20 protein-coding genes and 1 pseudogene are annotated in these 21,665 nt (G+C 66.3%); 10 read left to right on the top strand and 11 right to left on the bottom strand.

Features of this window, described 5'->3' with window-relative positions:
• Positions 1 to 720 precede the first annotated feature (720 nt).
• Positions 721 to 1,041, bottom strand: coding sequence for a GYD domain-containing protein (locus tag NIBR502771_RS20490; protein ID WP_141161327.1), 321 nt, complete (start codon positions 1,039 to 1,041; stop codon positions 721 to 723).
• 277 nt (positions 1,042 to 1,318) lie between these two features.
• On the opposite strand from NIBR502771_RS20490, the gene NIBR502771_RS20495 reads away from it, so the two are divergent.
• From NIBR502771_RS20495 to NIBR502771_RS20505, 3 genes are all read left to right on the top strand, one after another.
• The gene (locus NIBR502771_RS20495) at positions 1,319 to 1,636 is read left to right on the top strand and encodes a hypothetical protein (RefSeq protein WP_141161328.1); all 318 of its coding nucleotides are present in this window, start codon (positions 1,319 to 1,321) and stop codon (positions 1,634 to 1,636) included.
• Between the two features lie 66 nt (positions 1,637 to 1,702).
• Positions 1,703 to 4,339 carry a PEP/pyruvate-binding domain-containing protein gene (locus NIBR502771_RS20500; RefSeq protein WP_141161329.1) on the top strand — a complete coding sequence of 879 codons (2,637 nt, stop codon included), beginning with the start codon at positions 1,703 to 1,705 and terminating at the stop codon, positions 4,337 to 4,339.
• 36 nt (positions 4,340 to 4,375) lie between these two features.
• The gene (locus NIBR502771_RS20505) at positions 4,376 to 4,978 is read left to right on the top strand and encodes a TMEM175 family protein (protein ID WP_141161330.1); all 603 of its coding nucleotides are present in this window, start codon (positions 4,376 to 4,378) and stop codon (positions 4,976 to 4,978) included.
• Between the two features lie 22 nt (positions 4,979 to 5,000).
• On the opposite strand, the gene NIBR502771_RS20510 is transcribed toward NIBR502771_RS20505, so the two are convergent.
• The 6 genes from NIBR502771_RS20510 to NIBR502771_RS20535 form a co-directional block, all read right to left on the bottom strand.
• The gene (locus NIBR502771_RS20510) at positions 5,001 to 5,267 is read right to left on the bottom strand and encodes a hypothetical protein (protein WP_141161331.1); all 267 of its coding nucleotides are present in this window, start codon (positions 5,265 to 5,267) and stop codon (positions 5,001 to 5,003) included.
• A gap of 96 nt (positions 5,268 to 5,363) precedes the next feature.
• Positions 5,364 to 5,873 carry a hypothetical protein gene (locus NIBR502771_RS20515; protein WP_141161332.1) on the bottom strand — a complete coding sequence of 170 codons (510 nt, stop codon included), beginning with the start codon at positions 5,871 to 5,873 and terminating at the stop codon, positions 5,364 to 5,366.
• Between the two features lie 290 nt (positions 5,874 to 6,163).
• The gene (locus NIBR502771_RS20520) at positions 6,164 to 6,751 is read right to left on the bottom strand and encodes a hypothetical protein (protein WP_246839758.1); all 588 of its coding nucleotides are present in this window, start codon (positions 6,749 to 6,751) and stop codon (positions 6,164 to 6,166) included.
• A 76-nt stretch (positions 6,752 to 6,827) separates the two neighbouring features.
• Positions 6,828 to 8,888: a phosphocholine-specific phospholipase C gene (locus tag NIBR502771_RS20525; RefSeq protein ID WP_141161333.1), complete on the bottom strand. Its 2,061-nt coding sequence runs from the start codon at positions 8,886 to 8,888 to the stop codon at positions 6,828 to 6,830.
• A 277-nt stretch (positions 8,889 to 9,165) separates the two neighbouring features.
• On the bottom strand, positions 9,166 to 10,197 hold the full coding sequence (locus tag NIBR502771_RS20530) for a TerC family protein (RefSeq protein WP_141161334.1): 1,032 nt from the start codon (positions 10,195 to 10,197) through the stop codon (positions 9,166 to 9,168).
• A 216-nt stretch (positions 10,198 to 10,413) separates the two neighbouring features.
• Positions 10,414 to 11,283 (bottom strand): DUF1295 domain-containing protein, encoded by an 870-nt coding sequence (locus NIBR502771_RS20535; protein WP_141161335.1) that lies wholly within the window; start codon positions 11,281 to 11,283, stop codon positions 10,414 to 10,416.
• A 235-nt stretch (positions 11,284 to 11,518) separates the two neighbouring features.
• Between NIBR502771_RS20535 and NIBR502771_RS20540 the strand changes: the two genes are divergently transcribed.
• Complete coding sequence (locus NIBR502771_RS20540) at positions 11,519 to 11,950, top strand: DUF2177 family protein (protein ID WP_141161336.1); 432 nt, start codon at positions 11,519 to 11,521, stop codon at positions 11,948 to 11,950.
• A 135-nt stretch (positions 11,951 to 12,085) separates the two neighbouring features.
• On the opposite strand, the gene NIBR502771_RS20820 is transcribed toward NIBR502771_RS20540, so the two are convergent.
• Both NIBR502771_RS20820 and NIBR502771_RS20545 read right to left on the bottom strand, forming a co-directional pair.
• Complete coding sequence (locus NIBR502771_RS20820) at positions 12,086 to 12,232, bottom strand: hypothetical protein (RefSeq protein ID WP_168223104.1); 147 nt, start codon at positions 12,230 to 12,232, stop codon at positions 12,086 to 12,088.
• Position 12,233: 1 nt separating this feature from the next.
• A complete protein-coding gene (locus NIBR502771_RS20545; RefSeq protein ID WP_141161337.1) occupies positions 12,234 to 13,619 on the bottom strand; it encodes an OFA family MFS transporter in 1,386 nt (461 codons plus the stop codon).
• 365 nt (positions 13,620 to 13,984) lie between these two features.
• On the opposite strand from NIBR502771_RS20545, the gene NIBR502771_RS20550 reads away from it, so the two are divergent.
• The 5 genes from NIBR502771_RS20550 to NIBR502771_RS20570 all read left to right on the top strand — a co-directional run bounded on the left by NIBR502771_RS20550 (position 13,985) and on the right by NIBR502771_RS20570 (position 18,106).
• The gene (locus NIBR502771_RS20550; protein WP_141161338.1) at positions 13,985 to 15,253 is read left to right on the top strand and encodes an alkaline phosphatase family protein; all 1,269 of its coding nucleotides are present in this window, start codon (positions 13,985 to 13,987) and stop codon (positions 15,251 to 15,253) included.
• A gap of 2 nt (positions 15,254 to 15,255) precedes the next feature.
• Entirely contained in the window at positions 15,256 to 16,383 is a 1,128-nt protein-coding gene (locus tag NIBR502771_RS20555) for an alkaline phosphatase family protein (protein WP_141161663.1), read from the top strand.
• 140 nt (positions 16,384 to 16,523) lie between these two features.
• Positions 16,524 to 17,045, top strand: coding sequence for a hypothetical protein (locus tag NIBR502771_RS20560; RefSeq protein WP_141161339.1), 522 nt, complete (start codon positions 16,524 to 16,526; stop codon positions 17,043 to 17,045).
• Positions 17,046 to 17,306: 261 nt separating this feature from the next.
• Positions 17,307 to 17,747 carry a hypothetical protein gene (locus tag NIBR502771_RS20565; protein ID WP_246839759.1) on the top strand — a complete coding sequence of 147 codons (441 nt, stop codon included), beginning with the start codon at positions 17,307 to 17,309 and terminating at the stop codon, positions 17,745 to 17,747.
• Between the two features lie 92 nt (positions 17,748 to 17,839).
• On the top strand, positions 17,840 to 18,106 hold the full coding sequence (locus NIBR502771_RS20570; protein WP_141161340.1) for a hypothetical protein: 267 nt from the start codon (positions 17,840 to 17,842) through the stop codon (positions 18,104 to 18,106).
• Positions 18,107 to 18,130: 24 nt separating this feature from the next.
• On the opposite strand, the gene NIBR502771_RS20575 is transcribed toward NIBR502771_RS20570, so the two are convergent.
• Both NIBR502771_RS20575 and NIBR502771_RS20580 read right to left on the bottom strand, forming a co-directional pair.
• Positions 18,131 to 19,027: a diacylglycerol kinase family protein gene (locus NIBR502771_RS20575; protein WP_141161341.1), complete on the bottom strand. Its 897-nt coding sequence runs from the start codon at positions 19,025 to 19,027 to the stop codon at positions 18,131 to 18,133.
• Positions 19,020 to 20,018 carry an AraC family transcriptional regulator gene (locus NIBR502771_RS20580; RefSeq protein WP_141161342.1) on the bottom strand — a complete coding sequence of 333 codons (999 nt, stop codon included), beginning with the start codon at positions 20,016 to 20,018 and terminating at the stop codon, positions 19,020 to 19,022. The genes NIBR502771_RS20575 and NIBR502771_RS20580 overlap by 8 nt, the downstream gene beginning before the upstream one ends.
• A 276-nt stretch (positions 20,019 to 20,294) precedes the next feature.
• On the opposite strand from NIBR502771_RS20580, the pseudogene NIBR502771_RS20585 reads away from it, so the two are divergent.
• Positions 20,295 to 21,640: pseudogene (locus tag NIBR502771_RS20585) on the top strand (sugar ABC transporter substrate-binding protein).
• Positions 21,641 to 21,665 lie beyond the last annotated feature (25 nt).

Raw genomic sequence — 21,665 nt, forward strand, 5'->3', positions numbered from 1 at the left:
GTTGGTCAGGGACTGGGGCCGGCGCGGGCTGGGCAGGCACCGGGGCGGCCAGTGGTGGCGTGTACGCGGGTGGCGTGTATGGAGGTTCCACCACCGGCACCGGCGGGGGCTCCTCCGGAACCTGCCGGTCGCCGGGGTCGTAGCAGTACCTGATCCCGTCGGACATCCAGCAGACGTAGTCCGCATGAGCCGGTGCCGGCAACAGCACGACGGCGCACGCGGCCATCAGGATAACGGCGGCAGAGCGCCGCAACGTCTTGTTCCCCAAAATGTGTTTCCCCCAAAATTCCGGCCGCACGCGGCAGTGCTCCGATCCTACCGACGGTCCGGCGCCGGCATTGGCTCAAGATTCCGGCAATTATTCCCGCTGATGGACAAAACCCCTTCCGTACGTCGGCGCGGCTTCCTACAGTGTCCACACACGCCGGACCGGGGGACATCATGAAAAGTCAGGACACATCACCAGCCCGCAATAGGGATCGGACGACGCCGGAGCCTCCGGGCGCCGCCCACCGGCCCGTTCCCGCTCCCCCAACAAGGCGTCCCACGGCGTCCCAGGCGCCGGTCCCCCGGGTCAGCGGCCGCGAGCGCGAAGTCCAGCAACTGATCTACGATCTCGCCCTCCTCGCTGCCAGGCAGTGTCCGCAGTATGGCACGCAAGCCGGCGCACCGCCGTCGTAATTTCCGACGGCGGGCCGCCGGCCAACGTGCGTAACTCCCCTACTGTCCCGGTGCCCGGTAGGTCGGGGTCTTCTTCGCGGCTTCGTCCAGGTCCGCCACCGTCAGGAGCGGCTTCAGCCGGACGTTGACGTTCCCCGACGAGTTGATCAGCAGCGACAACGCTGCAGCGCTGGCATCGTCCGGCGCGTCAAAGACGCCCAGGACGTCATAGTAACCAAAGGCGTAGTAGAAGCTTTCCAGCGTTCCGCCCACGGACTTCAGCGCCTCCGTCAGGGCATCGCGCCGCGCGGTACCGCCTTCCTGCATGAGCCCCTTGATGCCCTGGCCCACGTACGTTGCTTCGAACAGATACTTCGGCATGGTCTTTCCCTTTGATGTGTTCTCATACATGCCGGCGCGGAGCGGGCGATGTCAGCAGGGCGCCGTGAGTGGCGCCGGGGGCAGCGGGCACCCGGCACCTGGTTCGGTGGCAACGGGATTCCACGATCGCCGTTACGGCAGAAAGTATTCCTCCCATCCCGGGCAGTCAATATCCCGGGATACCTAACGGCAAAGTGGGGCATTCCTCCCCTTTGCACAGCCCGGTGCCGGGACTAGCCTGACCGGCATCAGCGTCCATCACCGTCAGGAGTCCGTCATGGCCGGGTTTGTGCAGATCATCGAATTCAACAGCTCGCGAATTAACGAGATCGTGGACCTGGGCCGGCCCGCCAGGACCGGGGAAAGCTCGCCTGCAACATTCCGCCGCATCATAGGCGCAGCTGACAGGGACAAGCCCGGGCACTACTTCACCATCGTCGACTTCGATTCCTACGAGTCGGCCATGGAGAACTCGAACAGGCCCGAAACATCGGACTTCGCCGCGAAAATGGCGGAGCTGTGCGACGGGCCGGTGACCTTCCACAACCTCGACGTCATGTGGGAAGACACCGGAACCGATGAGGGCAACGGTTAACTAGGGGAGCGGCGCCTTCGTCCCAGCGAAACGGACGACGGCGGCGGGCATCAGGGAGGGCACGTCATGACCTACGTCATGGACCTGGGCGACGTCGACCGGAACGACATCGCCGGGGTGGGTGGCAAGGCCGTGGGCCTCGGCGGCCTCATCCGGGCCGGGCTGCCGGTGCCGCCGGCGGGGGTGGTCCTCACCACCGACGCCTACGCGGCCTTCGTGGCAGACAACAAGCTCGGGGAGGCCATCCAGGAGCTGGCCGGGCTCCCGCCTGAGGCGGCGGCCGAAGACTACGAGCACGCCTCCGCACTCATCAGGACCCTGTTCAGCAAAGGTGCCATGCCCCCACGCATCCGGGCCGAACTCGAGGCCGCCTATGAGCGCCTCGGCGGCGGGGACACCGCCGTGTCGGTCCGCTCCTCCGCCACCGCCGAGGACCTCGCCTCCGCCAGCTTCGCCGGGCAGCAGGAAAGCTACCTCAACGTCCGCGGCATGGACGCCCTGGCCAAGGCCGTCATCAACTGCTGGGCCTCCCTTTGGACCGCGCGTGCGATGGCCTACCGCGCACGCGAGGGCGTCCCGCCCGCCCAGGTGCGCCTCGCCGTCGTAATCCAGCAAATGGTGGAGGCCGAGGCAGCCGGGGTGATGTTCACCGCCAACCCCTCAAACGGCCGCCGCGACCAGACGGTGATCAGCGCCGCCTGGGGCCTGGGCGAGGCCGTGGTCAGCGGGCAGGTCACCACCGACGACCTGACCGTTGAGACCCGCACGGGCAAAATCCTCGCGCGGCAGACTGCCGACAAGGAACTCATGACCGTACCCACGGAGAACGGAACTGCCGAGGAAAAAGTGGCGGAGGCCCGCCGTCGTGCGCCCGTCCTGGACGATGCCGCGGCGGCTGAACTCGCTGCCCACGGCCAGCGGACCACCGAGCATTTCGGATCCCCGCAGGACATCGAGTGGGCGCGTGCAGGCGGCAGGTTCTTCCTGCTCCAGTCCCGGCCCATCACCGCGCTGCCCGAACCCGCGGGGGACGTCCCCACGGAATGGCCCGTCCCCTACCCCAAGGGCCTCTACTTCCGGGCGAGCATCGTGGAGCAGATGCCGGAGCCGCTCTCCCCGCTCTTCGCCGACCTCATCGACGGATCCGTGTCCCGTTCCATCTCGGCCCTGATGAACCAGGCGCTGGGCGGCCACCCCCTGCGCGAGGGCGACGTCCGCTTCCCCACCGTCAACGGCTACGCCTATTACTACTACCGCACCTGGCCCATGCTGCGGATGACGGCCCGGACCGTCCCCGCCATGAGCGCACTGTTCCGCGGCACGGCGCACATGGGGGTGGCGGGCTGGCGCGACTACTCGCATCCGGGCTACGAACGGATCATTAAGGACTGGTCCACGAAGCCGCCGGCCGGGCTTTCCGGAGCCGATCTGCTGGCGGGCGTGCAGGCCCTCCTGGACGCCGGCACCGTGTACTACACGGCGGTGCAGTCCATCATCCCGCTGGCCGACATGAGCGAACTCTCCTTCCGGGGCTTCTATAAGACCGTCCGGCGACGCGGCGATCCTCCGGCCCAGCAGTTCCTCCTGGGCTTCGACAGCGAACCGATCCGGGCGGAAAAGTCGCTGTACGACCTCGCCGGCTGGGCGCGCAGCGACCCCTCGCTGGTATCCGCCCTGTTGGAAAGTACGACGGCGGAACTCGCCGAGTGCCTGCGCACCGGTTCAGCGCCGGCCGGAGTGGACGGCGTCCTGTGGCAGGAGTGGCGGATCGCGTTCCAGGAGCATCTGGACCTCTACGGCCACGCGGTCTACAACCTGGACTTCGCCACCCCGGTGCCGGCCGACAACCCGTCCGCACAGCTGGAGACGGTGAAGTTTTACCTGCGCGGGCAGGGCACCGACCCGCATGAGCGGCAGCGGCTGCTGACCGAGCGCCGGGAGGAACTGACCCGGGACGTCGCCGGCCGGCTGCGTCCGCGGCGTCGGGCACTGTTCCTGCGGGTGCTGAGGTGGGCGCAGGAGACGGCCCCGGTCCGCGAGGACGCGCTGGCCGACGTCGGACTCGCATGGCCGTTGCTCCGGCGGTTCCTGCGGGAGCTCGGGCGGCGGCTTGTGGCCTCCGGCGTCATCGCTGAGGCCGATGATGTGTTCTGGCTCCGGTTCTCCGAGCTGCAGGGTGCCGTGGAGTTCGGGCTCGCGGAGCCCGAAGCTGGCATTGCCCTTGCCGGAGCCTCCCGGCCGGTCCGCGCCGCCGCAGTCGAGGACCGCAGGATGCTGTGGCGCGGCCAGTCCAAGGCTGCGGCGCCACAGATGCTCCCGCGGAAGGCCTGGATGGAGAAGGCGTTCGGCTCGATGATGCCGGGAGGCCCGCAGCAACAAGCCGGCGGCGTGATCAAAGGCACCGGCGCAAGCTCCGGCCGTGTGACAGCGGCCGCCCGCGTCCTCCGGGGCCCCGGGGACTTCGGCCTGATGCAGCCCGGCGAGGTGCTGGTGGCCCGCATGACCACTCCCGCCTGGACGCCGTTGTTCGCGATGGCTTCCGCGGTGGTGACCGATGTGGGCGGCCCGCTGAGCCACAGCTCCATCGTGGCCCGCGAGTACGGCATCCCGGCCGTCCTGGGCACCGGGGTGGCGACCCAGCGGCTGGCCGGCGGGCAGACGGTGAGCGTGGACGGCGACGCTGGCACGGTAACCATCATTTAACGCGCGGGCACCGGACTTTGCGTGCATGATATTCGGGTGAACAAGAACCGGCTCGAAGCCTTCAGCGACGGCGTCCTGGCCATCATCATCACCATCATGGTGCTGGAACTGCACACCCCGGAGGAACCAACGTGGGCAGGCGTCGCCGCCATCCTGCCCACACTTTTCACCTATCTGCTGAGCTTCGTGTATGTGGGGATCTACTGGAACAACCACCACCACATGATCCACCTCGCCAGCCGGGTGAACGGCACCATCCTCTGGGCCAACCTGCACTTGCTGTTCTGGCTGTCCCTGTTCCCGTTCACCACCCGGTGGATGGACGAGTCCGGGTTCCTGCAGGTCCCCGTGCTGCTGTACGGCATCAACCTGCTGTGCGCCGCGATCGCCTACTTCATCCTGGAGCGGCGGCTGATCGCCGCGCAGGGGAAGGACGGCGCCCTGGCCCGGGCCGTCGGGAGGGACTGGAAAGGCAAGGCCTCCCCTCTGATCTACCTCACCGGCATCGCCCTCACCCTCCTCCAGCCGCTGCTGGGGGTGGCCGTCTTCACCGTCGTCGCGCTGATCTGGCTGGTTCCGGACCGGCGGGTGGAACAGTTCGTCGTCAAGGCCCACGAGGAGAACGCCGGCCAGGCGTAATCACGGGCTAACGCACGGGGCTCTACTCCCCCATGCCCGGATGCACGGGAACAAAATCCACCTTGTTTCCGGAATTGGTCCGGCTGGCCGGGGCCCGGTTGAACCCCCTGGCATCGAGGCCGTTCTTGGCGCGGAACTCGGCGACCGCTGAATCGTAGGCGTTATTGAGGGCGCGCCCGGAGAAGTCGCCGGTGGTTCCGTCGTTGAAGGCGATCCGGATACGGACACCGGCCGGGTAGTGCCGGTTCATGCGGACGTAGCCGTCAGCGTCCTGCTGGAGGGTGATCACGGAATCCTGCTTTCGTTCGTAAGGGCAGTCCCAAGTCTCCCGCAGAAACCGGAATGGCGGCACCCAACCAGGGGTGCCGCCGTCGTAATTCCCGGATCAGCAGTGAACCGGGCTGTAGAACGCAGCGCCCCAACTGGATTTGTCGGTGGCGTTCGGACCGAAGCTGGCGTCCAGGGTGATGCACTGGCCACCGGCGGTCTGCGTGTTGGTGTAGACCGGGCCGGCATAGTACGAGTAGTAGCCGCTCGAAACGTCGTCCGGGCCGTATGACGGGTAGTTGCCGATCATGTTCTGGCGGTACATCTTGATACCGTACGTGGGTCCGTAGGCGTAGGCCACGGAACAGTTCTTGCGTGCCGTGGAGTTCCAGTACACGTCGATGGAGCCCGTTTTGGTGCCCGGTTTCCCGTACCGGTAGTCCTTGCTGTAGGTCGGCACGGTGATGGGATGCGACCCGATGTACGTGTAACCCGTGCCGCACGGGCCCGCTGCGGTAGCGGGAACCGCCGCCACGAGGGAGGCGCCGGCAGCGACCCCGGCAGCGACCCCGGCAGCGACCAGCAGCGAGATACCTTTTGTTTTCAGTTTGCCCTGCGAGGACTTCATGGTGACTCCAAGTGATGGGTGGCCTGGTGCAGCGAAGGTGCTGCAGCGCAGGCCCATATAAGCACACCGATTGGACGAAAAGACAGGGCGCAACATGGGGAGGCCTCCCCACCGCCTCAAATTTGCCGCAAGGACCTTGAAACTGCCCTGCTGCGCACCGCCATACTGGGCGATGGGGATGACTCGGCGGTGCGCGCTCTCACAAGGAATTACCGGCCGCCGGCGCTCATCGCCTGTTTATGGCCGGAGGCACCCTGCAGAAAGACGCCCCACCCCTGGTCGGGCGGCGGCTACCGAAGGCCCAGCGCCACCACGAGGCCGATAACCACGGCGGCCACGACCCCCAGTGAGATGTAGAGTCCGGCCTTCATTGAACTCTTCTGCACCGTAGCGCCGGCGCTGGGGAGCGCTTCCTGCCACGCTTTGATGGCGTCCAGGCCCTGGTAGTAGGCGAACATCATTGCGGCGCCGCCAGCCGCGCCCGCCACAGCGCCCAGGCCTCCCGCTCCGCTCATGGCGGCTCCGGCGGAACCTGCGCGGCTCAAGCCGGTGGGGTCCGTGCGGCCATCCGCGCCGGCGGCCATCTCCGCGAGCTGCCAGGAGGACGGGCTGGGCGACAAGGACGCGCCCACACCCGTGACGTCGTACTTCCGGCCGTTGGCCGTGACCACCATCGTCCCCATGCTCGTGAACCGGACCGCCGCCTGGGATGCCGGCACGGAAAATACCGGAACCCCGGCAGCGTCATGCATGCTGAACGTGCCCGCGCTGTCCATGGCCACGATGGCAGGTACTGTCTTGGCTCCGTTGATCATGCTCTTGCGCCAGTAGAGCAAGGACTTCATCGGGGACGCCGAACCTGCGGATGCTATTTCCATGACCACAGCTTAGGCGGCACCCCTCGCCGTCCGCCCGCAGCCGGTATGGGGAGATCTCCCCCGCCGCCGGAGTGGGTCAGCGGCCCAGTTGGGGATCACTGGTGAGCGGGCCGCCACTTTCGATGCGGCCGGCCAGGACGCGGACGAGCTTGGGATCGCCGGCGGACGTGACGGTGAGGTCGTACCAGCCGCCCTGGGTGGGGATGACGACGGTTTTGCCCTGTCCCGGGTTGAGCGTCAGTGTCTGGGAACCGGCGCCGTAGGCGTCCGCGAGTGTCAGGGTGACCGCCGCGGCGCCCGGGTTGTCGATACGGAACTGCGCGTGCGGGGATTTGCCGTCTCCGGTGACGCTCGCGCGGATGTCCGCGGCCGTCGTCGTACCTGCGATCCGCCGGTACCAGCCTGCCGGGCCGTGCATCTGCACGTCGTACTCGGCACCGAGCGCCCACGAGGCATCCAGTGACGCCCCTGCCCCGATGGTGTAGGAGTACGGGCCGGCCGGGAGCAGGTTGGAGCGGACCTGGACGTGCGCGCCCAGGGTTCCATGGTTGGCCCACCGCGCCGCGAGCTTTCCGGCCTGGAGGGTCGTCTCGACGTCCAGGGCGTAGCCAAGGGGGCGGGACGGGCGGGTGCCCTTTTCCTGGCTGGGCATTGAGTTCGACGCCGGAGGTACCGGTACATAGCTGGGGTGCCGTTTGTGGTCGGCCGGCTTGTACGCGGACGTGTCCGCCAGCGCCGGTGCGGCCCCACCCTCCTTGGAGAAGTCGAACGCGCTGGTCAGGTCCCCGCTGACGGCCCGGCGCCACGGCGTGATGTTCGGCGACGCCACGCCGAAGCGGGCCTCAAGGAACCGGACGATGGAGGTGTGGTCGAACGTTTCGGAGCAGGCCCAGCCGCCCATGCTCCACGGCGAGGCCACAATCATGGGCACGCGCACGCCCAGGCCGAAGTGCCCGGGGACGTCCTTGTCGCCGTAGAACGTGGGGCTGCCGTCGTACCATTCACCGGCAGTGGAAACCGTGGAGGCGCCGGGAATCTGCGGGGTGTTCGGGTGCGGCGGGACGATGTGGTCGAAGAAGCCGTCGTTCTCGTCGTACATGAACAGGACAGCCGTCCTGCTCCACACATCTGGGCTGGAGGTGAGGATGTCCAGGATGTTGGCGGCGTACCAGGCGCCGAAGTTCGGCGGCCAGTTCGAGTGCTCGGAGTACGCTTCGGGTGCCACGATGTAGGAGACCTGCGGCAGCGTGCCCGACGCTACGTCCTTGCGGAGGATGCTGAACAGGTCACCGCCGGCCTTGGCATTGGTGCCGGTCCTGGCTTTGTCGTACAGCGGGCTTCCGGGCTTCGCGTCCTGGTACTGCTTGAAGTACAGGAGTGAATTGTCGCCGTAGTTGCCGATGTAGGCGTCGTCAGTCCAGCCCTCATAGTGCGCCGGATCAAGGCCCTCACCGATGTCCTGGTAAACCTTCCAGCTCACCCCGGCCTTCTCCAGTTCCTCCGGGTAGGTGCTCCACCAGTAGCCCTTCTCGCCGTTCCAGAGGTCCGGACCGCCGCCCTTCCGGTCGGGGTCGTCTCCGCCGGCGAACATGAAGTAGCGGTTCGGGTCGGTGGGGCCAAGGACCGAGCAGTGGTACTGGTCGCAGACCGTGAACGCGTCGGCAAGCGAGAAGTGGAACGGAATGTCCTGGCGGCCGTAGAACGCCATGGTCGCGTCCGTCTTCTGCGGCAACCATTTGTCGTACTTCCCGTTGTTGAAGGCCTCGTGCGTGAGTTTCCACGAGTGGTCCAGGTCCTCCATGAACTGCATGCCAAGGTCCGGCGCGTCCGGGTGGAACGGCGTCACTTCCCGGGTGGCGTTGGCCTGGTGGAAGCTGTCCTTGCCTGACGGCAAGAGCGCCGGGTGCGGGTCCGCGAACCCGCGCACGCCCTTCAGCGTGCCGAAGTAATGGTCGAAGGCACGGTTCTCCTGCATGAAGATCACCACGTGCTCAACGTCCTTGATGGAGCCCGTGGCCCTGTTGGCGGGGATTTCCGCCGCCCGGGCGATGCTTTGCCCCATCATCTGGGAAACTGCAGTGCCAGCCGCACCTGCGGCGGACAGTTGAAGAAAACGACGGCGGTTGAGACCTGCCATGGAGGCGCTCCTAATGCGTTGGCTTTTGATGTCCCCCGCAGGGAACTATGCCAGCGCAGCGTTAAGGCCCCGTGTACACGGCCTGAATATCAGGAAGCCTCCCAGGCCACTGACCCAATCCAGGCTGCGCCTCGGGAACCGCGCAGGAGGGCGAGCACGTCGAACTCTGCGTCAGCCCGTACGAAGTGTCCCTGCGGATGTACGACACATAGATGGCGGCGGCGGCACCCACCCGAGTGCCGCCGTCGTCCGTCCTGCTTGCGTGGCCGCCCGGGGACTATCGGCGGGTGCCCGCCGTGGAATCTGTGTCCTCACGTGTAATCGCATCGCCGACGGCCTCGCCGGCATGCCCACCGCGGGTTTTGACCAGGCTGGCCACAGTGGCCACCAGGATGGTGGCGCCGATGAAAGCCAGGGAGAACCAGATGGGGATCTCCGGCACCCACAGGAGCGGCTGGCCGCCGTTGATGAAGGCGAGCTCGTTGACGTGCAGGGCGTGGAAGACCAGCTTGACGCCGATGAACGCGAGGATGACCGCCAGCCCCTGCGCCAGGTAGACCAGGCGCTCCAGCAGGCCGCCGATGAGGAAGAACAGCTGCCGGAGTCCCATGAGGGCGAAGGCGTTGGCAGTGAAGACGATATACGCCTCGCTGGTCAGGCCATAGATCGCAGGGATTGAGTCGACGGCGAAGACCAGGTCCACGAACCCGATGGCGATGATGGTGAGCAGCATGGGCGTCACGAACCGCTTGCCGTCCAGCTTCACGGTGAGCCGGTCGCGGTGGTACTCCGGGGTGACCGGCAGGACGCGGCGCACCAGCTGCATGAAACGGCCGTCAGCGGGGTTGGCATCGTGGCCGCCGAACGCCTGCCGGTACGCGAGGAAGAGCAGCAGGGCACCGAAGATGTAGAACACCCAGGAGAAGTTTTCGATCAGCGTGGCGCCGACGGCGATGAACCCGCCGCGCAGGACCAGGGCGATGATGATGCCCACCATCAGCACCTTCTGCTGGTACATCCTGGGGACGGCAAATCCCGTCATCACAATGAGGAAGACAAAGAGGTTGTCCACCGAGAGGGCTTTTTCGGTGAGGTAGCCCGCGAAATACTCGCCGCCGTAGGTCCAGCCCGAGACGGTTCCGATTCCGACGCCGAACAGCAGCGCGAGCCCGATGTAGAACGCCGACCAGCGTGCCGACTCGGCAATGGACGGTTCGTGGGGTTTGCGGACGTGCGCGAAGAACTCGTAAACGAAGAACATGACCGTCACGGCAATGGTGATGATCCAGATAAGCGGTGTGACCTGCATGAGGGTACTCCAAGGGGTTGGCGCTGACAGTGACGCCAAGGTCTCCTCCGCCCGGTTCTACCGGAGCCGGTGGCCCGGGATGCTTCGCTGCATCCGTATTGACGGGCCACGCACAGACGGGAGTACTCCCCTTGATGGCTTAAATGGTAGCTGATTAACGGGCGACGGCGGCACCCGGGCTGGGTGCCGCCGTCGTCCGCCCTGCCGGGGCAAGCCCTACTTGAGCTTTGGCACCAGCACCGGGGTGCTCTTCTTGTACTCCTCGTAGTCGGCCTGGCCGCCCCACTTCTTGTCCGCCTTCTTCTCCAGTGGCGGTACGCCGCTGCCCTTGGTCAGCAGCAGCGCCACGAACAGCGGGGAGACCAGCGCCGCCCACTGCCAGCCCTGCAGGACCGGCAGCGCAATGATGGCAACGCCCACCCACAGCGTGATTTCGCCAAAGTAGTTGGGGTGGCGGGACCGGGACCACAAGCCGGTGCTGATGAAGCGGCCCTTGTTCCTGGGGTCGTCCTTGAACCGGTTCTTCTGGAGATCGGCTGCGGTCTCGATGCTGATGCCCGCGAGCCACACCACCAGGCCCACCCAGAAGAATGCGTCCAGGCCCACCTTCTTGTCCGACGTGATGGCCACCCACGCGAGCGCAGCCGTAAGCACCACCCACAGGCCCTGGATGGTCCACGTGTTCAGGAAGCGGAAGAAGTCCGGCTTGAGCTCATCGAAGCGGTCGTCCTTGCCATGCTTGCTGATCCGCAGGAACAGGAAGCTGCCCAGCCGCGCGGCCCAGAGCACCACCATGGCCGCCAACAGCATGCCGCGGGCATCCACGCCCGGGGACGCCAGCACCAGGAACACCGTGATGGAGATGTAGGTCAGGGCCCCGGTGAGGTCGTAAAACTTCTCCGTCTGCGCCTTGTAGGACGGGATGAACACCAGCCACTGGATCACAAAGGCGATGGCCACCCCCAGGGCGAAGACCGGGAACCCGCCAATCCTGGATCCGCCCTGGCTTCCGGCAAGGGCGATGAGCACGGCCACCACAACGGCAATGACGGTGCTGATGAGCGCCTTGCGGCTCTTCTGGTTCACAGACAGCTTCCTTTCCCCTGGCCCGCCGCGCGCTGCTGCACGGCCGGTCCCGTCCGCCCCCGACGGGCGCGGTTTCATCCAACAACAACTTAGCCGTGGTGGCCTTGTCCACTGGGTGTTCGTAGCGTGAGCGGGATTGTATGGGTGGAGGTGTACAGCTTTCGGGTTTAGGCAGTCCACCCCCGGCCGTGGCTTCGAACCACTCCTGACCCGCACCCGACGCAAGGAGTCCTCCATGAGCCCCCGCACCAAGAACTGGCTGGCCGCCTACGTTGTCAGCGCCCTGATTTTCGCCGTGCTGGACGTGGTGTGGATCCTGTTGGTGGCCAACCCGCTCTACCAGAGCCAGATCGGCCACCTGCTGGCACCCAAGGCCAACCTGCCCGGCGCGGTGCTGTTCTATGTCGTCTTCGTGGCGGGAATGGTGCACTACGGCGTGCGGCCCAACAGCTCCGGGGCCACGGTGCGGCAGCGGGTAACGGGCGCTGCGCTGTTTGGCTTCTTCACTTACGCCACTTGGGCGCTGACCGGGTTCGCCGTGCTGAAGGATTTCACCGCCCTGGTGGCCTTGACGGACATCCTCTGGGGAGCCGCGGCGTGCAGCCTCGTCACCTGGGCCACCGCCGCCTTGCTGCGCCGCCGGCTCAGGCAACCCGCCGTGGCGTGAATCCGCGCGGCGCCCCCGCGTCACGGACGGCATGCTTTTGACCAAGGAAAGACGGCGGAACCCCGGAAAGCCGGGACCCGCCGTCGTCCGTTGCGGCTAAAGCCTGCCCTGCGTGACGCGAGACCGGGCCCGGGGCTAGCCGAAGAGCGCTGCCACCTGGGTGAGCGTCTGGAAGACCCCGTAGGCCAGGGGAATGCCCACCAGGATCCAGGCCAGGACCAGCCTGCCGGTGGACTTGCGGACCGGCTCGTGCGCGCCGTGGGGATGTGCGGTGCTGCTCATTTCAGGCCTCCTTGGGGGTTAGGTGCTGTTCGCGGCGGGATTCATGGAACCGTGGGTCCACCGGTTTGACCAGCAGGTTGGCCACAAAGCCAATCACCAGCAGCGCCACCATGGTCAGCAGCGCGGGCTGGTAGGACGCGCCATTCAGCTGGCCCGGCTTGCCCTGCGCGTCCAGGATGCTGTTGACGATCAGCGGCCCGGCCACGCCGGCAGCGGACCAGGCGGTGAGGAGCCGGCCGTGGATGGCGCCCACCTGGTAGGTCCCGAACAGGTCCCGCAAGTAGGCCGGGACGGTGGCAAAGCCGCCCCCGTAGAACGAGATGATGATGAAGGCGAGCACCACGTAGAGGGCCGTGGCGCTGGACCCAGCCAGCGCCAGCACCGTGTACAGCACGGCACCTACGCCCAGGTACACCATGTAGATCCGCTTGCGGCCGGTGACGTCGGAGGTGGCGGACCAGGCGAACCGGCCGGACATGTTGCCGATGGACAGCAGCCCCACGAACCCGGCAGCGACGCCGGCGCTCACCAGGGACTTGCCGTCGGACTGCCGGAAGAAGTCCTGGATCATCGGCGCCGCCTGCTCCAGGATGCCGATGCCGGCCGTCACGTTGCAGAACAGTGCCACCCACACCAGCCAGAACTGCCGGGTCTTGATCGCGTTCTTCGCCGAGACGTTCTCGGTGGTCACCAGTTTGGCCGCCTTGACCTTGGAGGGGTCGAACCCGGCAGGCCGCCAGCCGTCGGCGGGCACCCGGACGGTGAACGCACCGAACAGCATGTAGGCGAGATAGACGACGGCGAGGGTGAGGAAGAGCTTGCCCACAGCATCGCCGCTGGCAACCCAGCCCTGCGCGCCGGAGTTGGGATCGTACGCCTTGAGCAGGGCCTGGGACACAGGGCTGGCGATCAGCGCGCCGCCGCCGAAGCCCATGATCGCCATGCCGGTGGCCAGGCCCGGCCGGTCCGGGAACCACTTAATCAGCGTGGACACCGGCGAGATGTAGCCGATGCCCAGCCCGATGCCGCCCACCACGCCGTAGCCCAGGTAGACCAGCCAGAGCTGGCGCGTGAAGATGCCCAGCGAGCCGATGAGGAAGCCGCCGGCCCAGAACATCGCGGACGTGAACATCGCCTTGCGCGGGCCGTTGGTGTCCACCCAGGTACCCATGACCGCGGCGGAAAGGCCCAGCATCACGATGGCGATGGAAAAGATGACGCCCACCTCGGTCAGGCTGGCGCCGAAATGCTTGACCAGTGCGGTCTTGTACACGCTGGTGGCGTAGGCCTGGCCGATGCACAGATGGACGGCGAGCGCGGCGGGCGGGACCAGCCAGCGGTTGAAGCCCGGCGGGGCGATGGAGTGGTCACGGTCCAGGAAGCCCATGGTTGTTTCCCTTTGCTTGTCGAAGACGTCGATGTCTGATCGATCCAGAGGCGAAAGACCTTAGTGAGCCCGGCCCCTTGCCTTGGGCAATCATCATGCAAATCATCAGCAAACGTACTGTTGGCGCGCCGAACGGCGTGGATTTTACGCCCAGTGGCGCTCCGGCTCCCGTCAGCGACCCGCCGGACAGGTTCGGAAACGTCCAATGAACTCTCCGTGAACGAACCCCGGTTTCCGCCGGAGCCGTGACCTCTCCGTGATCTACTGGTGAACGCAAAACCTTACCGACAAGTAACTTACCGGCGACCGGCCCAGGGTGGGGGCGTGCCCGTGTCGCCGTCCATCTGACCTGCAAGGAATCAGACGTGAATCTTTCAAGACGCCACTTCCTGGGGGCCGCGGGAACGGCTGCCGCCACCACCCTGGCCGCCGGCAGCACCTTCCTGCCGGCCTCAGCCGCACCGCCCGCGCTTCCCGCGCCCGGAGACTCAGGCATTGAACACATCATCGTGGTGATGATGGAAAACCGTTCCTTTGACCACTTCCTGGGCTGGATGCCCGGGGCAGACGGGAAGCAGTCCGGGCTTAGCTACACCGACCGCTACGGCATCCCGCACTCCACCTACCACCTGGCCGATTTCCAAGGCTGCGGACACCCGGACCCGGACCACTCCTACGAGGGCGGCCGGATCCAGTACAACAACGGCAAGAACGACGGCTGGCTGCGGGCCGGCGAAAACGACGAGTTCGCCGTGGGTTACTACGGCGAAGCCGATCTGGACTTCTGGCGCCAGGCAGGCCCGGACTGGACCGTCTGCGACCGCTACTTCGCCGCCACCATGGCCGAAACCTACCCGAACCGCTTCTACCAGCATGCTGCGGCCACGGACCGGATCCACAACTCCTCCGCCACCTCAGCCCTGCCCACCATCTGGGATCGGCTGGCCGCGGCGGGTATTCCGGGCAAGTACTACTACGGCGACATCCCGTTCACGGCACTCTGGGGAACCAAGTACCAAGGCATCTCCCGCCCCTACGCGGAGTTCCTCGCTGACTGCTCCGCCGGGGCCCTGCCGGCCGTTTCCTTCGTGGATCCGCGGTTCACCGATGAGGGCTCCGGAACCTCCGGAGACGACCATCCCCATGCCGACATCCGTTCCGGCGAAACATTCCTCGCCGAGGTCTACAACGCGGTCACGTCCGGTCCGGGCTGGGCCAACACCATGCTGGTGGTCAACTACGACGAGTGGGGCGGTTTTTATGACCACGTGCCGCCCACCACGGCGCCGGACAGCAGCCCCGAAACAGCGCTCCGCGGTTTCCGGGTTCCGTCCCTGGTGGTCTCACCCCGGGCACGGCGCCGGTATGTGGCCCACGACGTCTACGACCACACCTCGGTCCTGAAGGCCATCGAATGGCGCTGGAGCCTTGCTCCCCTGACCCCGCGCGACCACGCGGCCCGCAACATCGCCGAAGTCCTGGATTTTGGCACCCCCGCGAACCTGGCAGCGCCCACCTACTTGGTCCCGCCCTTCGTGGCCGGCCCCGCCTGCACCCCGGTGGGTCCGCCCCCGGCCGAGGAATGGTCCGGCCTGAAAGAAAAAGCACTCGCTGACGGATGGAAGCTCCCGTGAAAATGAAACTCCGCACCGCCTTTGCCGCCATGGCCGTGCTTGCTGCCGCCATCGGTGGAACTGCGGCCACCCTCAACCCGGCCGCCGCCATCAGCGCCCCCACCGCCTCGACACCAAGCCAGGGCTACCTGCCCGGAGCCAACCACGTCTTCGTCATCAACCTCGAAAACAAGGGCTACGACGAAACCTGGAGCCCGGCGTCGGCCGCTCCTTATCTTTCCCAGACCCTGCGGAGCCAGGGCGTCCTGCTGAACCAGTACTACGGCACGGCGCACAACTCCCAGCCCAACTATGTGGCGCAGATTTCCGGCCAGGGACCCAACCCGCAGATGCAGGCCGACTGCCAGACCTACACCCCGTTCGTCGGCAGCGGCACTGCCAGCCCGGGCCAGGCAGCCGGCGACGGCTGCGTGTTCCCGGCCAGCGTCCCCACCGTGGCCGGGCAGCTCAAAGACGCCGGGAAATCCTGGAAGGGGTACATGGAGGACATGGGCACCCCTTGCCGGCACCCCGCGCTGGGCGCCGTCGATGACACCCAGAAAGCCAAGGTGGGCGACCAGTACGCGGCCCGCCACAACCCGTTCGTCTACTTCGCCGGGATCACCGGCTCACCGGACTGCGCCACGAACGACGTCGACCTCTCCGCCTTGCAGACAGACCTCGCCTCGGCTGCCACAACGCCCAACCTGTCCATGATCACGCCCAACCTCTGCCACGACGGACACGATTCCCCCTGCGTGGACGGGCAGCCCGGCGGACTGGCCAGCGCTGACGCCTGGCTCAAGCAATGGGTTCCGGTCATCACCAGCTCCCCGGCGTTTAAGCAGGACGGCGTCCTGGTGATCACCTTCGATGAGTCAGACGGGCCGCAGTCCGACGCCAGCGCCTGCTGCGGCGAAGGTCCCGGACCCAACGCCGCGCTGCCCGGCATCACCGGGATGGGCGGCGGCAGGGTGGGCGCCCTGGTGCTGTCCCCGTTCACCAAGGGCGGCACCTGGTCCACCACGCCGTACAACCATTACAGCCTGCTGGCCAGCATCGAGGATACCTTCGGCCTGCCCTACCTGGGTTACGCCGGGACGCCCGGGCTGAACCGGTTTGGGCTGGACGTGTACAACGCAGGCGTATGAGCCTGGCCGGGCTGCACGCCTGCCTCGAATGGACCCGGCAACGGACGGCATGGAACCGTTTGCCGGGTCCATTGCTGTTCCGCGGCTGATGCGTTATGGCGGTGTTAGGAAAGGGTGGCCGCGGGGCGCATAGTTAGGAGATGACAAGCCCTTACACCCGCGGCGATTCCTTCAGCAGTGAGGCTTCCCGGAAGCACATCAGGCAGGCGCTCACGGACTACGGGGCAACAGACATCCTGTTCACCCAGCGAGGGGACCGGAGCGCGGTGGCGTTCCGGGGCGCCGGACGGCAATTCCGGATTGTCATGCCGTTGCTGCAGTCAGATGGCGCCCTGGCCATTCGCGGGGACATCGCGGACAGCCGGGTCCACGAAGCCAACGCGAAAGTCCTCGAACGGGCCAACCGCAAATCCTGGCGAGCCCTGGCCATGTCGATCGACGGCAAGCTCGGCGCGGCGGCCGCGGGAATTGCAACCCTTGAATCGGAATTCCTTGCCCATGTGGTCCTCCCTGGAAACCAAACAGTGCTCGACGAAGTCGAATCCGTCATTGATTCCGCCTACCGGTCCGGCCGGCGTCCTTCATTCGGCGATCCGGTTCCCGCTCCGCGCCCTGCGGACCCGCTGTGGGGCGTAGACTCAAAATATCTCGGGACATCGTGACAGGACATCCGTTGCCCCGGAAATGAGCCTGATTCTCCGGCAGCCTTCACCGGCCGCCGGCGCGCGCCGTACCGAGTAACTTCGACGCCGGCGCGGCAAGGAATCGGTACAACGAGGGTGGCCGCAAGTGATTCACGGGCCAGACCGGCATAACCCGTTGCCCTCCCCTGCAGGCGATCCGGTCCCGGGTCCCCTGCGCAGCCACCTCCGGCCCGCGTCCCGGGATCCGGCAGTGCATCCTTAGAAGGCTGGTAGACCACCATGACCACCATTCAAGACTCTGCCGTACGCGCCGACTCGGCGCTATCGGTCAGCGGAGTCCTCGCATCCGCGTTGCCCCACGACCTGGGCACTGCCCAAGGCCCCACGCGGTATACGGTGCCGGCTGTCTTTTCCCGCCGGCCCCAGCCCCGCGAGGTCGATCTGCTGCACGGGGCCGGTACCCGCCAGCGCCTGGCCGATGCCGGGTACAGCGACGTGGAGCTGAAGGTCTCGGACCGCCGCCTTCTGATCAGCAACACCAACCTGGTTGACCTCAAGGCGGGGTTGGCCCATCTCGTGGGCATGATCCTGCGTGATATCTCGAACCAGTCGGCCCAGGAACGTACTGACCACAGCAACGAGCTGGATGCGCTGGGCCTGGTCGAGGAAGAGCGCCTCGGATCCCTTCGCAGGGCCGCCGCTGAGATCCACTTCGACTAAGCCTTACTGCCCCGTGCCGGTTGCGTCCACCGCGGTCGGCACCATGGCATCCCGGGCGTGGCAGCGTCCTCCCCCACCACGAAAGGCACCCCATGACAGACATCCGTATTCGAGACCAGTGGAACCGGCTTCCCGGCCCGGTGACGCAGTGGTTGCTGGCCAACCCCGGCTGCATGATCCTTCCGCGGACAATTTCCGCGGAAATCAGTGCGGCCACGGGCCAAGGCACCAACGACGATGCCCACGGCGAGACCACGCTTTGCCAGCAGGACGTGGATTTCATTCGCATGAAATCCCATGAGGCCGAGCCCGGCCAACCGGACCCGGACTACAAATTCTTCGACTCCGTGCAGCCCTAGCCACGCTTCTGGACGGCCTGGGGGTCAGACAGTGGCCAGGGCGCCCGGCGCACTTTCAACCAGGACATGGGTTCCGGCCTCAACGTAAACCACCTCACCGTCGATCTGGCAGGGGACAGCCTCCCGGGTCGAGAAGGCGTAGCTGCTGACGCTCGGCTGATGCCCCAGCCCAAGGGTCACGGCGCGGAGCGTCATTAATGCCATTTTCACCAGCCCGGCGTGTGGCAGCGTCACCACCTCGAACCGGCCGTCGTCCGGGTGGTGGGACTCACTGACGGTCCCGTACTTTGCCATGCGCGAAATGTTGGCCAGGATCAGGCTGTCGAACCGAGCTGTGGCCCCGTCGTCCCGCACAAGCTCAAAGGGCTTAAGTCCCGAGAGGGTGCGGGCAACGGAGATGAGCTCCAGGATTTTTCCTTTGCCGCCCTGTTCGATGCCAATCGCCATCAAGGGAGTCAGTCCGAACCCGACGTATGAGTGTGCGTACAGGACCCGCTCCCCCGCCCTGGTGCTGAACGTGATCCGCAAGAGGTCGATCCGCCGGACCCGGCCCGCCGACACGGCTTCCCGGAGGGTCCGCACCGGCATGCTCCGGTAGTGGTCGTTGGCGTTTCCCGCAGGAAGGACGGTGCATACGGCCGTGCTGGCGGGCACGTCCATCACGCCGTTGACCACCTCGTTGTACCCGCCGTCCCCGCTGACCGAAACAATGAGCGGCGTGCCGCGGCCCGCTTCGGTCCGCGCAAGCTCACGGGCGTGCCCCGCGTAGTCCGTGGGCAGCAGGTCGACGCGCAGGCCCGGCAGGTCCGTGGCCAAATCCCGCTGCAATTCTTCAAGCCGCTGGCCCATCCCGGGCCGGCCGGGGTTGAAAATCAGGACGGCACGGTCAAAAGGTGCGGTGGGTGCTCCGTCATCAGCCATGGCGTACGTGTTCTCCAGGTTCCTGGTGCGGGTGGCTCCAGCTTAACCCTAGGCGGGCTCCCGCCCAATCACCCCTGCAGCCGCTGCCGGTAGTTCCGGGGGTCTCACCGGCGTCGTTGAGGAAGTGCCGGTTGAAGTTGGACAGGTTGGAAAAGCCCACCTCGTAGCAGATCTCGGACACGGGCTTGTCGCTGCGCTCAAGCAGGCGCCGGGCGTGGGCCAGGCGCAGCTTCCGGACCAGGTCACTGAAATTTTGCCCCGTTGCCCGCTTGAAGTACTTCGAAAACGTGGGCTCAGGCATGCCCACCAGCGCGGCGGCCTCGGACATCCGCACACTGCCGGCGTGGTTGCTGAACACGTACTCCAGGACAAGGTCGACGACGGCGGCAGCCTGGCCGTCCAGCTGCGGCCTGAACCAGGCTTCGGCCAGGTAGCGGCGGTCGCCTTCCGGCGCCCCGGCCAGGAGCGCGAACAATTCAAACAGGTGCTGCAGCCGCTGCAGGCCTGTGGTTGGGCCCATGTCTTCGATGGCCGCTGCTGCCGCCACTGCGGTCTGGCCCAGGAATTCGATGCCCCGCGCCGACTGCTCCAGCAGTGGCTTGACCTCCGCCAGTTCCGGGACCAGGGCCGAGGCTTGCTCCACCCACTTGCCGTCGAACTGGATCACCGCGTCCCGGTTCTCCAAAACTTCGCCCGGCTCCAGGTCGCTGACCCAGTCGTGCGGCAGGCCTGACCCCACGATCGACACGTGGCCGGCCTCAAACGTTCCGATGTGGTCGCCGACGATGAACTTTCCGGTGCCCTTCCGGATGAGGTGGATCTCGTACTCCGGGTGGTAGTTCCACCGCGCCAGCGGGCTGGGGTAGCTGTGCTGGTGCCAGCGTACCGAGTGGTTGGGATCCGGCGGGATCACCTCCCGGTTGGCCCGCATGCCGAGCAGCCTTTCGGCCAGCCGCGCGGTGGCTTCCTGCGCGGCATCCTCTGTGGCCATGGTGGTCTCCGTGCATCCGCTGGTTATGAATTCCGGACAGCGTTCGGGCCGCCCCTCCCAGCGTAGCGCGGGCTGCAGTGCGCCCCTGCGGAAAATAAGTATCAGAAATGGGCAACCAGGGCGCTAGTTGTGATGTATGTCCCACACCTAACCTTGAGGAACACCAGCACGGCGCACCGGGGATTCCGGTGGGTGGCCGCGCACCAGCCCGGCACCCCGACGCAGCAATCCGGGTGCACCGGTCCTGCATCTTCCTGAAGAACAAAGGAGTCCTTTATGCGCCCGAAAACGCGCGCTGCCGTCCTCTCTGCCGGGGCACTCTGCATCGCCTTGAGCGCCACGGCCTGTGCGGGCGCCGGCGGAGGCAATTCCGCCGGCAACCCCAACAGCATCAATGTGCTGATGGTCAACAACCCCCAAATGGAGGACCTGCAGAAACTCACCGCAGACAACTTCACCAAGGAAACCGGCATCAACGTCAACTTCACGATCCTGCCGGAGAACGATGTCCGCGCCAAGATCAGCCAGGAATTCTCCAGCCAGGCCGGCCAGTACGACGTCGCGTCGCTGTCCAACTACGAAATCCCGTTCTACTCCGCCAATGGCTGGCTGGCGCCCCTGGACAGTGTTGCCAAGGACCCCGGCTTCGACCAGTCGGACATTCTCCCCGCCTATACGGCCTCACTCACCGGCGCGGACGGCAAGCTTTACGGCGAACCGTTCTACGGCGAATCATCCTTCCTGATGTACCGCAAGGACATCCTCGAGGCCAAGGGCCTCACCATGCCGGATAAACCCACCTGGGACCAGGTGGCGGACATCGCGGCGAAAGTGGACGGCGCAGCACCGGGGATGAAGGGCATTTGCCTCCGTGGCCAGCCCGGCTGGGGACAGGTCTTCGCGCCCCTGACCACCGTGGTGAACACCTTCGGGGAACCTGGTTCGACAAGGACTGGAACGCCCGGGTCAACAGCCCGGAGTTCACGGCAGCCACCGAGTTCTACACCAACCTGGTCCGCCAGCACGGCGAAGCGGGAGCCGCGCAGGCTGGCTTCACTGAGTGCCTGAACAACATGAGCCAGGGCAAGACGGCCATGTGGTACGACGCAACCTCCGCAGCAGGCGCCCTCGAAGCCGACACTTCCCCCGTCAAGGGCAGGATCGGGTACGCCCAGGCCCCCGTCAAGGAAACCAAGTCCTCCGGCTGGCTGTGGACCTGGTCCTGGGCCGAGCAGGCTGCATCCAAGAAGCAGGACGCCGCCGGGAAGTTCATCGCCTGGGCAAGTTCCAAGGAATACGAACAACTCGTGGCATCCAAGCTCGGCTGGGCGAAGGTTCCGTCCGGCAAACGCAATTCCACCTACCAGAATGCCGAGTTCCAGAAGGCAGCCCCGTTCTTCCAGGCCGAACGCTTTGCCATTGAGAACGCTGACCCCAAGAACCCGGGCACCCAGCCGCGGCCCGCCGTCGGAATCCAGTTTGTGGGCATCCCCGAGTTTGCGGCCCTGGGCACCAACGTCTCCCAGGGCGTCAGTTCCGCCATCGCCGGGCAGGGCACGGTGGCTGAAGCTTTGGCCAAGGGCCAGGACGCTGCCCAAAAAATCGGCAACAAGTACAAGTAGCACCAACCAAACCGCAGGAGAATCC

It is taken from the genome of Pseudarthrobacter sp. NIBRBAC000502771 (assembly GCF_006517215.1).
Lineage (GTDB): Bacteria > Actinomycetota > Actinomycetes > Actinomycetales > Micrococcaceae > Arthrobacter > Arthrobacter niigatensis.